Annotated in this window: 13 protein-coding genes and 1 pseudogene; 6 read left to right on the plus strand and 8 right to left on the minus strand. The window is 72.3% G+C overall.

The window, feature by feature from the left end; all coding sequences use genetic code 11:
- Nucleotides 1–156: 156 nt before the first annotated feature.
- Together ACFC02_RS38440 and ACFC02_RS38445 are read right to left on the minus strand one after the other, a co-directional pair.
- Nucleotides 157–1,140 carry an MBL fold metallo-hydrolase gene (locus ACFC02_RS38440; protein WP_376366967.1) on the minus strand — a complete coding sequence of 328 codons (984 nt, stop codon included), beginning with the start codon at nucleotides 1,138–1,140 and terminating at the stop codon, nucleotides 157–159.
- 103 nt (nucleotides 1,141–1,243) lie between these two features.
- Complete coding sequence (locus tag ACFC02_RS38445; RefSeq protein WP_376366969.1) at nucleotides 1,244–1,834, minus strand: NADPH-dependent FMN reductase; 591 nt, start codon at nucleotides 1,832–1,834, stop codon at nucleotides 1,244–1,246.
- 191 nt (nucleotides 1,835–2,025) lie between these two features.
- Here ACFC02_RS38445 and ACFC02_RS38450 point away from each other — a divergent pair, with 191 nt between their 5' ends.
- The gene (locus tag ACFC02_RS38450) at nucleotides 2,026–2,997 is read left to right on the plus strand and encodes an Lrp/AsnC family transcriptional regulator (RefSeq protein ID WP_376366971.1); all 972 of its coding nucleotides are present in this window, start codon (nucleotides 2,026–2,028) and stop codon (nucleotides 2,995–2,997) included.
- A gap of 55 nt (nucleotides 2,998–3,052) precedes the next feature.
- On the opposite strand, the gene ACFC02_RS38455 is transcribed toward ACFC02_RS38450, so the two are convergent.
- Together ACFC02_RS38455 and ACFC02_RS38460 are read right to left on the minus strand one after the other, a co-directional pair.
- A complete protein-coding gene (locus tag ACFC02_RS38455; protein WP_376366973.1) occupies nucleotides 3,053–3,412 on the minus strand; it encodes a hypothetical protein in 360 nt (119 codons plus the stop codon).
- A gap of 72 nt (nucleotides 3,413–3,484) precedes the next feature.
- Entirely contained in the window at nucleotides 3,485–4,411 is a 927-nt protein-coding gene (locus ACFC02_RS38460; protein ID WP_376366989.1) for a S41 family peptidase, read from the minus strand.
- 337 nt (nucleotides 4,412–4,748) lie between these two features.
- Here ACFC02_RS38460 and ACFC02_RS38465 point away from each other — a divergent pair, with 337 nt between their 5' ends.
- Together ACFC02_RS38465 and ACFC02_RS38470 are read left to right on the plus strand one after the other, a co-directional pair.
- The gene (locus ACFC02_RS38465; RefSeq protein ID WP_376366975.1) at nucleotides 4,749–5,948 is read left to right on the plus strand and encodes a GDSL-type esterase/lipase family protein; all 1,200 of its coding nucleotides are present in this window, start codon (nucleotides 4,749–4,751) and stop codon (nucleotides 5,946–5,948) included.
- A 251-nt stretch (nucleotides 5,949–6,199) separates the two neighbouring features.
- Nucleotides 6,200–7,171 carry an L-threonylcarbamoyladenylate synthase gene (locus ACFC02_RS38470; protein WP_376366977.1) on the plus strand — a complete coding sequence of 324 codons (972 nt, stop codon included), beginning with the start codon at nucleotides 6,200–6,202 and terminating at the stop codon, nucleotides 7,169–7,171.
- 193 nt (nucleotides 7,172–7,364) lie between these two features.
- Here the strand turns inward: ACFC02_RS38470 and ACFC02_RS38475 are convergent, their stop codons facing one another.
- The 3 genes from ACFC02_RS38475 to ACFC02_RS38485 form a co-directional block, all read right to left on the minus strand.
- Entirely contained in the window at nucleotides 7,365–8,414 is a 1,050-nt protein-coding gene (locus tag ACFC02_RS38475) for a MerR family transcriptional regulator (RefSeq protein WP_376366979.1), read from the minus strand.
- 5 nt (nucleotides 8,415–8,419) lie between these two features.
- The gene (locus ACFC02_RS38480) at nucleotides 8,420–9,121 is read right to left on the minus strand and encodes a HEAT repeat domain-containing protein (protein WP_376366991.1); all 702 of its coding nucleotides are present in this window, start codon (nucleotides 9,119–9,121) and stop codon (nucleotides 8,420–8,422) included.
- Between the two features lie 238 nt (nucleotides 9,122–9,359).
- Nucleotides 9,360–9,743, minus strand: a complete 384-nt coding sequence (locus ACFC02_RS38485) for a hypothetical protein (RefSeq protein WP_376366981.1) — start codon at nucleotides 9,741–9,743, stop codon at nucleotides 9,360–9,362.
- 226 nt (nucleotides 9,744–9,969) lie between these two features.
- On the opposite strand from ACFC02_RS38485, the gene ACFC02_RS38490 reads away from it, so the two are divergent.
- The 3 genes from ACFC02_RS38490 (at nucleotide 9,970) to ACFC02_RS38500 (ending at nucleotide 12,534) form a co-directional block, all read left to right on the plus strand.
- Entirely contained in the window at nucleotides 9,970–10,257 is a 288-nt protein-coding gene (locus tag ACFC02_RS38490; RefSeq protein WP_376366983.1) for a hypothetical protein, read from the plus strand.
- A 321-nt stretch (nucleotides 10,258–10,578) separates the two neighbouring features.
- A complete protein-coding gene (locus ACFC02_RS38495) occupies nucleotides 10,579–11,496 on the plus strand; it encodes a hypothetical protein (protein WP_376366985.1) in 918 nt (305 codons plus the stop codon).
- Between the two features lie 153 nt (nucleotides 11,497–11,649).
- Nucleotides 11,650–12,534 (plus strand): alpha/beta fold hydrolase, encoded by an 885-nt coding sequence (locus ACFC02_RS38500; protein WP_376366987.1) that lies wholly within the window; start codon nucleotides 11,650–11,652, stop codon nucleotides 12,532–12,534.
- Nucleotides 12,535–12,602: 68 nt separating this feature from the next.
- Here the strand turns inward: ACFC02_RS38500 and ACFC02_RS38505 are convergent.
- Nucleotides 12,603–13,139 (minus strand): annotated as a pseudogene (locus ACFC02_RS38505) (SDR family NAD(P)-dependent oxidoreductase); the annotation flags it as partial.
- Nucleotides 13,140–13,219: the final 80 nt, after the last annotated feature.

Raw genomic sequence — 13,219 nt, forward strand, 5'->3', positions numbered from 1 at the left:
CGCCCGCGAGGTCTACCGCGCTCTGACCGCCACACCAACCGAACGAATCACCCAAACCGACCTCGCTCCTGCAGCTTGACAAGCATAGGAGCATCGGCGGCTCCTGCGCCGGACAGCTGCACGTCCTCGTGGACAACCCGGCTGCCACAGCGTTGTTCAGACCCCGGCCTGTAGCGTCCTCGGCGTCGGCAGGAGCGCCCGGGCCGGGACCGGGGTCCAGTCCGTGCCGGTCAGGCGGCCGAACGCCTGGTCGCCGAAGTGGAAGGCGAAGCCGGTGGTACCCGGCCGTCGGAGTTCCGCTGTGAGGCGCTCGCGCGCGGCCATCACCCCGTCCTGGTCCGAGTCGGGCCGTGAGGGCCATTCCGGATGGGCCAGCTGCGCCGGTGTGTGGAACACGTCCCCGAGCACGACGACACGTTCGTTCCCGGCGGATATCACGTACGAGGTATGTCCCGGCGAGTGGCCCGGGGTGACCAGGGCACACACACCGGGAAAGATCTCTTCGCCGTCGTCGACGGAGGTGTGTTCCGCGCCCATGCGTGTGAGTACGTCCACTGCCGGGGCGCCCGGTATCCTGGTGCCGCAGCCGTGCGGGGCCCATTCGCGGGCGGCGACGAGATAACGGGCCCGGGGGAAGGTCTTCCCCGCCTTCCCAGGCTCCTCCGCCTTCCCAGGCTCCTCCGCCTTCCCCGGCAGCTCCCCCTTCGCCGGCATCTCCGGTTGCCGCGGCGTGAACGCCCAGCCCGTGTGATCGACGTGCAGGTGGGTGAAGGCGACCGCCTCGATGTCCTCGGGTGTGTGCCCGAGGGCGGCGAGTGTGTGGAGGAGTGCACCGCAGTCGCTGTGTCCGACAAGGTCGCCGGAGACGTGGACCGGCCCGCGTACCGGGCCCAGCCCCGCGTCGATCAGCAGGCGGCGGCCGTCGCGTTCCACCAGCAGGCCGCCCGCCGACATGGCCAGGCGGCCCCGCTCGTCGAGCATCTCCGGATGGGCGTCCCAGTAGTTTCGGGCGATACCCGGGAAGAAGCCCGAGGGCAGCATGGCCATCGCACCGTCCACGACGTAGGTCAGCCGCACGTCACCCAGCGCGAACGACCGGACGGCGGACTGCCTGTTGAGAGCTCCGAGGTACATGTTCATGTTCCATTTCCTTCTCGCGGTCATCGACTCCGGCCCCGCGGTGAGGCCCGGGTGATCTGGCGGTCCCCTGCCGTTCGACCGTGGCGGGCCGGGGCTCCTACGGTCAGCGGACCGCCGCGGCCGTCTCGTGCCGGCGTGCCCCGGGCGCGGCGAGCCGGGCGAGGGCGTCGAGCACGTCGCTCAGCAGCCGCTGCGCCGGGGAGCCGTCGGGGAGGCGCCCGTCCTCGCCGAACTGCTGGTGGGCCTGGAAGAGCAGGAACTCGGGCTGCTGCACGACGTGGGCGTTCATCTTGTGCAGCACCTGGCGCAGGGCCAGTTGGGCCCGCACGGTGCCGAAGGGGCCGGGGGAGGCACCCACGACGGCGACCGGCTTGAGGGCGAGTGCGGGGCCGTCGTCACCGGCCGGGCGGGAGAGCCAGTCCAGACCGTTCTTCAGCGCGCCCGGGATCGAGGCGTTGTACTCGGGGGTGGCGATCAGCACCGCGTCGGCGTCCCGGACCCGGCGGCGCAGGTCGGTGACGGCCAAGGGCGCGGGATGCTCCTGGTCCTCGTTGAAGTGGGGCAGGGCGCCGAGTCCGTCGTAGTGGTCGAAGCGCAGGTGCGGGACGAGGCGTTCGGCCTCCCGCAGCAAGGCGGTGTTCAAGGAGCCGCGGCGCAGACTCCCGGACAGGGCGAGGACGTCGAGACGGGTCACGGTGTTTCCTTCGCGGGTCGGACCGTCCACAGCCAGAGCGAGGACGGTTGTCGTCGGTGCGGCAGGAACGGCCTTCCTCGTCGGCCGGTCGTCCCTGATGTGTTCCATCTTCGACACATGTGTCATCCACCGCCAGAACTGCCTCGGAAAAGGCCGATGAGGTGCCATCTGCATCGTGTAAATTGCCGTATGTGCGCCAGAGCCTGGACGAGACGGATCAGCGGATCGCCGCCGCCCTCATCGCTTCACCGCGTGCCTCCTGGCGGGCGGTCGCCACATGTCTGGGACTGTCCGAACGCACCGTGGTCCGCCGGGCCGGCCCGCTGTACGCCGACGGCACACTGCGCGCCACCGCGGAACGCAACCCGATCCGCTTCCCCCACCTGGTGCCCATGGCCCTGCGCGTCCGATGCCGTCCCGACCGCATCAAGTCGGTCGCCTCCACCCTGGCGCGCCGCGCCGACACCCTCTGGGTCGACATCCTCGGCGGCGGCGACGAGATCAGCACCATCGTCTCCCTGGACGGCCCCGAGGCACGCAACCGCCTCCTGCTGCGCGACCTGCCGGCCACCGCCGCCGTCCACGGCTGGACCTCCCACACCCTGCTGCGGGTGTTCCCCGCCTCCCTCAACTGGGGCGCCCGGCTGCTGGACGACGAGGAGGCTGCACGCCTCGGAGTACGGCCGTTCCCGCTGAGTTCACCGCCACCGTCCCCCCTGCCGCCCGCGGACCTGGCGCTGATCCAGGCCCTGACCGAGAACGCCCGCGCCGACTACGCCGCCCTCGCCGAGCGGACCGGCACCGCACCCCGTACCGTCCAGCGCCGTCTGGAGGCGCTGCTCCACGACGGGACGGTGCGGCTGGTCACCGAGACCGACCTGGCCCTGCTCGGACTGCGCACCAAGGCCCAGTTGTGGCTGTCCGTCGAACCCAGCGCCCTCCAGGCCGCCGGTGAACGGCTCAGCCGCGAACCCGCCGTCCGCTTCACCGCCGCGACGACCGGACCCGCCAACCTCCTGGTCGTGGTCACCACCACCGACCTGGACGCGCTCTACCGCTTCCTCACCGACACCATCGGCGCCATGGCCCAGATCACCGCCATCGAGACCACCCCGGTCCTGGCCACCGCCAAACGCACCGGCCTGGTCCGCCCCGGCTTCTGACCCCGCCCTCCGCCCCCCCGCCCCCGGCGGCGCGTCAGGGGGGGGCGACGGCGCGTCAGGGGGCGAGGGCGCCGTCGCCCGCGTCGGGGGTGCGCAGCAGGCGCAGGAAGGCCTTGACCCCCGCGATGATCTCCTGGTTGCCGGTGAGGCGGTTCACCGTGGACTCGAACTCCCTGCCCAGCGCGGCGATCCTGCGGTCGGTGCCCTCGGCCCGTTCGTGCGTGCTCATGGCCAGGGCGTCCATGGTGCGGCGCAGTTCGGCGAGGGCCCGGTACTGTTCCTCCGCCTTCTCCTCCAGGGCCCGTGTCCCGGTATCGGCCTGGTTCAGGCGGGTGTGGCGGGCGGTGCGGTGACCTACCGTCAGCCGACGGTCCCGCTGTGACCCGTGCGGCCCCCTGTGATCCGTGGGATCCAATACGGCCCTCTGGGATCCGTGCGGCCCGCGTGGCGGCCCGTGTCGCCCGTCTGGCGTGCACGGCCAGTACGGTCACTTTCGCCGGCAGGCGGCCTGCTCGAGCAGCCAGCTCCGGGCCGCGTCCAGTACGGCGTCCCGGTGGCGGGCCACCGGGCGGGGGTCCTTGACGACTTCCTCGTCCGGCGCGATCGGCGCGTCGTAGGCGCGGCCGGTGCGGTCCGCGTCCTTGGCTTCCGTGAGGATGAGCACGGCTCCGTCGGAGAGGCGGTTCGTCACGTTTCCCGTCGGGAGCCCGCGGGTCGGTTCGCCGAAGGACCGGGTGTCCGGGCGTCCGCGGAACGCCACCGCGACCGCCTCACCGGCACTCGACGTCTGGTTGCCGGTCAGGACGGCGACCGGCGGCCTGCCGGTGCCCAGGGGCCGACTCGCGCTCCAGCCCTGCGTCTTGCCGTCCAGGTACGGTGCGCCGTTCCTGATCGACCACACGAATTTCCTGCCCTCGGCGTCCACCGACATACCCACCGTGCCGTCGCCCAGGATCGGCCCGGCCACGGCGAGCACCGGCCACATGCCGCCGCCGGTCTCCTGCCTCAGGTCCACCACCCACCCGCAGGCCTCCGCCCCGCCCGCCTCCGCCACGGCGTCCCGGCCCTGCCGTACGTACGCGTCGTACGTCTTCCGGGAACCGTCCACCGCGGTCAGCGCGAGGTACCCGACGCCGTTCTTCAGGGAGCGTCCCTGCGGCGGTTCGAAAGGCGCGGCCGTCGCCCCCAGGGTCTGCTCGGCCTGCTCCGGGTCCCAGAAGGTGCTGTGCCGGTCGCCCAGGGCCGTAAGCGCCGACTCGATCGCCCGGTAGGTGTCGGCCGGCTTCCGCGCCCCGCGAGCCTGAGAGAACGTCCTGCTCCGCAGGTCGGCCCAGTCGATCTGGTGACGGCGCAACGAGTGTTCTTCCATGATGTCCAGCGCCTTCGACACGTACGTCCGCGCCGCGGGCGCCATGTCGTCGCGGGACGCGTCCCGCCCACCGGGCGCGCACCCCGTCGCCGCCACGAGGAACCCCGCCAGCGCGGCACAGGCCGCCGCGCGCGGTGAACGCTCCCGCCCCATCGTTCCCCCTCACCACGTGGTGGGACGACTCTAACCCTCGCCGGGCCCGGCCCCACGTGTGCCCAGGGCACCTCGGACCGGTCCGTGCGATGCCGGATGGCATTTGCCTAAAGGTATTAGGCAAATACATAATGGCTGTCGTCGACGGGTCGTGACCCGTCGGCGCCGGCGCGCCACGACCATGAGGGCACCCGGAGCATCCGCGCATCCCGATCAAGAGGCTGGGACCATGAGCACCGAACACGACTGGATCACCACACCGGTCACCGCGGACATCCTGCGCGGTTGCCTCGACCTTGAACCGACCGCGCGCGGCCTGCTGCCCCACCGGCTGCCCGCCCGCGCGCGCCGGCAGATCCCGGACACCCAACTGGCCGTGGCCGAGGCGCAGCCCTCCGGCGTACGCCTGGCCTTTCGTACCCGGGCCACCGCCATCGAACTCGAGACGCTGCCCACCAAGCGCGTCTACCAGGGCTTCCCCGCCCCCGCCGACGGCGTGTACGACCTCCTGGTCGACGGCCGTCTCGCCGCCCGGACCACGGTGCCGGGCGGCAACACCCGCGTGATCACCGACATGGTGGCCCAGACCTCCGAACTGCGGGAGGGACCGGCCGGCACGGCCCGTTTCACCGATCTGCCGGCAGGTGAGAAGGACATCGAGATCTGGCTCCCGCACGCGGAGGTCACCGAGCTGATCGCCCTGCGCACCGACGCCCCCGTCGAGCCCGCGCCGGACCGGGGGCGCAGGGTGTGGCTGCACCACGGCAGTTCCATCAGCCACGGCTCGAACGCCGCCCACCCGACGGCGACCTGGCCCGCCCTGGCCGCGGCCCGCGGCGGAGTGGAACTGGTCAACCTGGGCTTCAGCGGCGGCGCCCTGCTCGACCCGTTCACCGCCCGTGCGATGCGGGACACGCCCGCCGACCTGATCAGCCTGAAGATCGGCATCAACGTCGCCAACGCGGACGTGATGCGCCTGCGCGCCTTCGGCCCCGCCGTCCACGGCTTCCTCGACACCATCCGCGAGGGCCACCCGGCCACCCCGCTGCTGGTCGTCTCGCCGATCCTGTGCCCCGTCCAGGAGGACACCCCGGGCCCCCTCGCCCCCGACCTCGTCGACGGCACCCTGCGGTTCAAGGCCACCGGCGACCCCGCCGAACGTGCCGCCGGACGCCTGACGCTCACGGTCATCCGCGACGAACTCGCCCGGATCGTCGGACAGCGGGCGGCCGACGACCCGAACCTGCACCACCTCGACGGCCGTGACCTCTACGGCGAGCAGGACTACGCCGAGTTCCCGCTGCCCGACGAGGTGCACCCCGACCCCGCGGGGCACCGCCGCATCGGCGAGAACTTCGCGCGGCACGTGTTCGGCGACGGCGGCCCCTTCGCCACCGGTCGGGGTGGGGCGAACCACTCCCACGGGTGACCAGGGTGACAACGATGACCAGGGTGACCAGGGGTGATGAGACGGGTTTGAAGCCCGGAGGGGTGGCTGGAGTACCGTGCCATCGGCCTCGGTCCGTCGTCAGCCGTCGTGCGTCAGCCGTCGTGCGTCAGCTGTCGTGCGTCAGCTGTCGTGCGCGTTCATGATGCGATGCGCCTGGCGAACCGGGGCCACGGTATGGAGCGCTGAAGCACGGACGTGGCCAAGCGCGGATCAGTGAGAGGATCGTGAGCGTGACGGCAAGCAGCAGTGACATCGAGAAGGCGGCCGGGGTGCTGCGTGCCGGAGGCCTGGTGGCCTTCCCGACCGAGACCGTCTACGGCCTGGGCGCCAACGCCGAGGACCCCGCCGCCGTCGCGCGCACCTTCCAGGCCAAGGGGCGCCCGCCCACCCATCCGCTGATCGTCCACATCGGCGGCTCGCAGCACCTCGACGACTGGGTCGAGGACGTACCCGAGACCGCGCGCCTGCTGGCCGAGCGCTTCTGGCCGGGGCCGCTCACCCTGGTCCTGCGGCGCAGCCGCCGGGTGCCGCTCGAAGCGACCGGCGGCCTGGAGACGGTGGCCGTGCGCGTCCCCGACCACCCGGTGGCGGGCGCGCTGCTGTCGGCCTTCGGCGGCGGCGTGACGGCCCCCTCCGCCAACCGCTTCGGCTCCGTCAGCCCCACCACGGCCGACCACGTCCGTACGGAACTCGGCGACGCCGTCGACTTCGTGCTGGACGGCGGCTCCTGCGCGGTCGGCGTCGAGTCGACCATCGTCGACGTCACGGGCGACACCCCGAGCGTCCTGAGGCCCGGCGGGGTGACGCGCGAGGACCTCGAAGCGGTGCTGGGGCGGCCCGTCACCGTCCCGTCGACCAGCCGTGTCCGGGTGCCCGGCCAGCACCCGTCCCACTACGCGCCGCGCGCCAGGGTCGTCCTCGTCGAACCCGGCAACGTCCTCGCCGAGGCGGAGGCCGCACGGGAACAGGGGCACCAGGTGGGCGTCTTCCTGCCCCCCTCCCTCGCCGACGCCCCGTTGAAGGCCCATGCGGTGGTGGCCGTCCCCGGTTCGGCGGCCGCCTACGCGCGCGGGCTCTACGGTTTCCTGCGCGAACTCGACCACCGGGGCTGCGACCTGATCATCGCGTCCCTGCCGGTGGAGGAGGGGCTGGGACTCGCGATCGCCAACCGGCTGCGCCGCGCCGCCGGCCCCCGCGCCTGAGGGCCTGACCAGGCGCGTCAGCGTTCCGTCAAAGCGGCGCCGGGTGGCGTCAGCGTCCCGTCAGGGCACGCCCTGGCCCCGGGGGGCGGGCATAACGTCGAGGGCGAGCCCCGGTCCGCCTCCCCGCGACCGGGGCGTCCCCAGCCCACCCGCCCGAGCGGTGCACGGCAACGCCCCGCATTCGCGAACCTCTTCAGGAAGACCCCGGTCCCGTGTGTTGCTCCGGCCGACGCAACTGGAGAACGTAGGCCGCGGTGAGGGCGACGGCTCGGTCCTCGTCGTGTGTCAGATCCGCGAGGGCACGGGACGTGGTGGGGCCGGGCACCCCCGCCAGGGCATGTGTCAGGCTCAGCCGCGCGGACGACGTGAGGGTGTCGTGGGCGAGGCGGTCGACGAGCCGGGCGGCGATCGGCTCCGCCAGGGCAGGGTCGGCCGCCAGCCCGCTCAGCGCATCGGCCGCGCTCGCGCCGTTCGTCTCCTGGACGATCATGTCGATGAGCGTCGGGACCGCCTCGGCCGCTCCCCGCGCCCCGAGCGCCAGGGCGGCACACCGGCGGACCGTGACCTCGGAGTCCGCGAGGGCGGCGCGCAGCAGCGCGGTCGGCGTCGCGCCCTCCGTCGTCGGCTCCACGTCCTCCAGCTCGGCGATGCACTGGACGGCACGAGCGCGCACCTCGGCGGCGGGTGAGTCCAGGCCCTCGGCCAGCAGGGCCAGCGCGTCGCCGCCGGAGTGCGCCAGAGCCCATCGAAGGGTCCCGGCGACGTTCGGGTCCGTCTCGCTCAACGCCGCCTCGACCAGGGCTTCCACCGGCATCCGAGCCTGCTCGACGGAGGACAGCGCCGCGCGCTGGCGCTTCCCGGCGCTCTGCGACCCGAGGGCGTGCAGCAGGGCGACGCTGCGGAGGACGTCGTCCCAGCCGGCGGGTTCCGCCGCACCGATCCGGCACAGCCGTGTGAGCAGTTCCGTCTCCTCCGCGATGCGCTGCCGGGTCCGGCGGACCAGGTCGTCGACGAGCGCCGAGGGTTCGAATCCGGGATCGTCCAGCGCGCATGCGACATCGCGCAGCGACAGCCCCAGGGACCGCAGGCTCTCGATGTGGAAGATCCGCTGGATGTCCTCGCCGGAGTACTCCCGGTACCCGGTGCCGGTACGAGCGTTCGGCCGCACCAGGCCGAGCGCCTCGTAGTGCCTGAGCATGCGGGCGCTGACCCCGGAGCGCCGTGCCACTTCGCCGATCAACACACGTATCACTCCTCCTGGCCGGTCGTGCCGAGGGCTACGATGCGCCTCGCCTCCCCGATCGCGAAGTCGTGTCCGGCATCCGGGTCGCGCAACAACTGTTCCGTGCCGACCGCGTGCCCGCGCACCCGGGGGTCGGTGTGGGCCGTCGCCGCACGCAGGACAGGCATGACTGCCACCTCTCCGAGCGCGATCAGCGCCCGGCTGAGGCTCAAGTGCATCTCGCGTCCGCCGCGCCCGAGTTGTGTCGCCAGGACTTCGGCCAGCGCCGGTGCTTCCTCCTCGGGCACGAGGACGACCGCTGCCCGCCAGGCGCATCGCGCCACCTCGTCGTCGCTGTCGGTCAGGAGCGACCGGGTGACCGCCGGCCACGCCTGCCGGTCCCCGATCTTGGACAGCGTGTGCAGCGCCTGGCTCCGCGCCTGCGCCCGCTCGGAGCGCAGTTCGGCGACGAGCTTGGGGAGCGTCGTCGAGGACGGGTGGCGGGTGAGCGCCCAGGTGAGCATTTCCCGTACGTACGGTTCGGGCTCGGTCGCGCACCGTTCGACGAGTGTGCCGACGAACCGCGGGTCCGGGGTCGTACCGGCGGCGAGCGCGGCCTGCAACCGCACCGACGAACTGCCGTTCTCCAGCCCACGGACGACCCGCCCGGCATCGCGCACCGAGTCCCGTACCGAGTCTTGCACCGGCTCCCGTACTGAGTCCTGCATCGCCTTCCGTACTGGGTTCAGCACCGGCTGCGTGCCGTCTCCTGTTTCCGCCCTGGTCATGGCGACCACCTCCTGCGCCGCAGTGAAGACCTTGTCACCGTGTCAAGGTCAAGCAGGCGCGGGCCGGCCGGGCGGGTGGGGCGGGTCGGGCCGGTCGTGCGGTCGGGTCCACGGCCTCCGCGGCGCCCTCGGCCGTACCGGAGACGGTGTTGTCACGCCCGGCCCCGTGACACCCGGGTCAGTGACCCCGGTCCACGGTGAAGGCGGCGTGGAACCCGCGGCCGTCGGGGCAGTTGCCGTCGACGCCCCACTGGGACAGGCGCCCGACGGGGTCGGGACCGCCGGAGGTGAAGTTCTCGGCCGGGGCGATCGTGGCCTGTCCGGTGTAGCCGGTGCCCTGGGCGCGGCGCAGCGTGACTGTGCCGTTCTCGAAGGCCTGGGACGTGGCGTCGACGGTCTCCGCCGTGCCCGTGTCGCAGCTGGCGCGAACCGTGACCGTACTCCCGGCCTTGACCGTCGTCGGTGACACCTGGGCCGCCGGGTCGGCCCGGGCCCCGGGGGCGAGCAGCCCCACGGTCAGGGCCGCCGTGATGATGGCGATCGGGGCAGTTGTGCCGCGCATGTGCCTCCTCGTTGCCGGACGCTTTCGTTCCAGTGCAGGCCCTGCCTGGTGGGGCAGCACCTTGACTAGGCCGAATGGGTGACACGCCCCTTCGCCTCAGAGGGCGCCTCGCTGGCGGTGCCCGGCTTCCGGGGGGAGGGTGGTGTGCGGGCACCAGGTTGGTGTGCAGACACCAGTGCGCGCCGGGTCGCGGGGCGGTGCGCCAGGGGCAAGGGAGTTCCAGGACATGGGATCGATGCGCTCGCTCGCCGGAACAGCCGCCGCAGCCGTACTGCTCGCTCTTCCCGTCGCCGTGCTCCCGGCGGCCGCCGCCACGACCGACGACTGCACGAGTGCGCAGGCCGCCGCGGACCGGGCACAGAAGGATTTCGACCAGACGAAGAAGGCCTACCAGGACCAGATCGCCGCAGGCGGGAACCCGGGCGCTGCCGAGCGCCAGGAGCTGGCGGACGCCGATGTGCGACGCAGTGTGGCCGCCGCCGAGGCCGAACGGGTCTGTGACCGCGCCACTTGACAGGGCGTCCGGCGCATGGAACGGCGGAATCCAGGGGTTTGGGACGGGTGATCGGGGACACGCCACTGTCTGTCGTGACGGCAGGCGTGAGGCAGGCGTGACGGCAGCACGGCAGAACGGCAGAACGGCAGAACGGCAGAACGGCAGATGTCCGGGGCCGGGGAGGCTCTGGCCGAGGAGGGGGAACGTACTGTGCGTACTCGCACACGAGGCACACGAGGCACACGCGAAGAACGCGAAGGACGAAGAGGACCAGAAGGGCGAAGGGGACGAGAAGGGCGCGAGAAAGGGAGCGGACGCGGCGGCCGAGGTTCGTCCGGCGTGCTGGTCGGCCTCGTCGGCCTGGCCGCGGCGATCGGCCTGACCGCAGGGCTGGTCTCGCCCGCCGAGGCGGCCACCGCGGCGCCGGTCGCCGTGACGAAGTACAGCCACACCAGCGAGAACGGGGACTGGGTCGGCCAGGGCGGCAGCGTCGCGTACACCCCGAAGACGGCCACGATCACCGTCGAGGGGACCGCGGAGGCGCTGACCGCGCGGATCGAGAACGACAGCGACTGGTGGACCGTGGAACTCGCGGCCCCCGCGGGAGAGAAGCTCCACCCGGGCGTCTACCGCGATGCCGAAAGGGCGGGCTTCGCCACCGGCCGGGCCCCCGGTCTGGACGCCAACGGTCAGTCGCGCGGCTGCAACAGGGTCTACGGCCAGTTCTCGGTCAACCAGATCGCCACCGACGGCTCCGGCGCGATCAGCATGCTGGACGCCACCTACACCCAGCGCTGCGAGGCGCCTGACGCGCCCGCGCTCAAAGGGGTGATCAAGTACCGCGCCTACCCGCTGTCCTTCTCCTACGCCAGCGAGCCGGGCGACTACGTCGGGCAGGGCCGCACCGGCACCCACACCGGCGCCACCAGCCTCTTCTCCCTCCGTCCCTGGGGAGTCGGCGGCCTGTCCTTCGAGGCGTCCGGCAAGCGGGAGAACTGGTCTGCCCTCCTGGTCCCGCCCACGGGCGAGGTGTTCGAGCCGGGTCACACCTACACCACCGAGCGGAGCAGCGGCCCCGGCACGGCGGGGCTCGACGTGTCCGGCTTCGGCGGCTGCAACGCGAGCAACGGCTCACTGACCATCACCAAGCTGGCACGTGACATGGGAGGCACGGTCACAGCGCTTGCGGCCACGTTCACCCAGCACTGCGAGGGAGCCGCACCGGCGCTGCACGGGACGATCCACTACTACGCCTGAGCACGCGTGCAGTCCGCGCGGCGGGAGCGGGCGGCCACCGCCACGCTACCGATACCGGCTACGGCCGCCACGTTGCCGATATCCGGGTACCGGCCGCCGCGCCGCCGACGCCCGGGTGCGCGCGGCGGATCGGCGTGCTGGGACACTCCCAGCATGCCGATCACCGACGTCTCGCCCGGAGTGTCCCTCGCCTACGACGCTTTCGGTGCCCCCTCCGACCCGCCCGTCCTGCTCGTGATGGGTTTCGGCGCGCAGTTGATCGCCTGGGACGAGGACTTCTGCCGCGCCCTCGCGGAACGCGGCCGCTACGTGATCCGTTATGACAACCGTGACTGCGGGCTGTCCACCAAGTTCGACGATCACCCCGTCGACGTGGCCCGGTTCATCGAGGCCGTGAGTTCGGGCGACCTCGCGTCCGCCCTCGCCATGGTGCCGTACACCTTGCAGGACATGGCCGACGACGGCCTCGGCCTGCTCACCGCGCTCGGAATCGAGCGGGCGCATGTGGTCGGGTCCTCCATGGGCGGCATGATCGCCCAGACGATGGCCGTCAGCAGCCCGGCGCGGGTACGGACGCTGACGTCGATGATGTCCTCGACCGGCGAGCCCGACTACGGCCGGTCCGGTGCCGAGGCCCGGTCCGTGCTCTTCGCCCCGAAGCCCTCGGACCGCGAGGGGTACATCGCGGCGGCGGACCGGGAGCTGGTGTGGGCTTCCAAGCGCTACGGCGACCCGGCCGCCCTGCGTGAACTGGCCGCCCGAAGCTACGACCGGGCCTACTACCCGGCCGGAGTCGGGCGGCAGCTCGGGGCGATGATCCTCGGCGGCTCACGCGCCGGCGCACTGCGCGGGCTCCAGGTGCCGACCCTGGTGATACATGGCCTGGACGACACCCTGATCGACCCGAGCGGTGGGAAACGCACCGCCGAGCTGGTACCCGGGGCGAAACTGCGCCTGATCCCCGACATGGGGCACGACCGCCCGCGGGAACTGTGGAACGAGATCATCGACGCCTTGGCCGAGCACACAGGCCGCTGACCGCGCCCCGGCCGAGAAGGCCCGCGGCCCCACTCGCCCCGGGACGTGGCCGGTCCGGCGCCCCGGCCTCAGGGGAGGATCGAGTCGACGTAGCCGCCGTCGACGCGGACGGCGCCGCCGGTGGTGGCGGAGGCGTAGGGGGAAGCGAGGTAGACGACCAGGTGGGCGATCTCCTCGGGCTCGATGAGACGTTGCAGGAGGGACTGGGGACGGTACTTGACCATGAACTCGTGCTGCGCCTGGTCCCACGGCAGCGCGTCGCCGACGAGTTCGCGGACGAACGACTCGACGCCGCCGGTGTGCGTCGGCCCGGCGATGACGGAGTTGACGGTGACACCCGTACCGGCGGCGTCCTTGGCGAACCCGCGGCGGACGGCGAGCAGTGAGGTCTTCGTCATGCCGTAGTGGATCATTTCGGCGGGGATGGCCACGGCCGAATCGCTGGCGAGGTTGAGGACGCGGCCCCAGCCCCGTTCCTTCATGCCGGGCAGGTAGGCGCGGATGAGCCGGACGGCGGAGAGCACGTTGACCTCGAAGTAGAGGCGCCACTCGGCGTCGTCGATCTCCAGCGGCGGGGCGGCACCGAAGATCCCTAGTGTCCCGAGTCTTGGGAGGACTGCATATCTAGGATTTGGGGTTCGGTAGGCGGTTCAGGTAGCCGGCGAGGCGTTCGAGGATCTCGTCG

Source organism: Streptomyces sp. NPDC056160, assembly GCF_042268205.1.
Taxonomy (GTDB): Bacteria; Actinomycetota; Actinomycetes; order Streptomycetales; family Streptomycetaceae; genus Streptomyces.

Excerpts from the sequence above, each read along its gene's own strand:
- ACFC02_RS38440 (WP_376366967.1), bottom strand. The coding sequence starts at position 1,140 with ATGAACATGTACCTCGGAGCTCTCAACAGGCAGTCCGCCGTCCGGTCG.
- ACFC02_RS38460 (WP_376366989.1), bottom strand. The coding sequence starts at position 4,411 with ATGGCGCCCGCGGCGCGGACGTACGTGTCGAAGGCGCTGGACATCATG.
- ACFC02_RS38465 (WP_376366975.1), top strand. The coding sequence starts at position 4,749 with ATGAGCACCGAACACGACTGGATCACCACACCGGTCACCGCGGACATC.
- ACFC02_RS38480 (WP_376366991.1), bottom strand. The coding sequence starts at position 9,121 with ATGCAGGACTCAGTACGGGAGCCGGTGCAAGACTCGGTACGGGACTCG.
- ACFC02_RS38485 (WP_376366981.1), bottom strand. The coding sequence starts at position 9,743 with ATGCGCGGCACAACTGCCCCGATCGCCATCATCACGGCGGCCCTGACC.
- ACFC02_RS38490 (WP_376366983.1), top strand. The coding sequence starts at position 9,970 with ATGGGATCGATGCGCTCGCTCGCCGGAACAGCCGCCGCAGCCGTACTG.
- ACFC02_RS38500 (WP_376366987.1), top strand. The coding sequence starts at position 11,650 with ATGCCGATCACCGACGTCTCGCCCGGAGTGTCCCTCGCCTACGACGCT.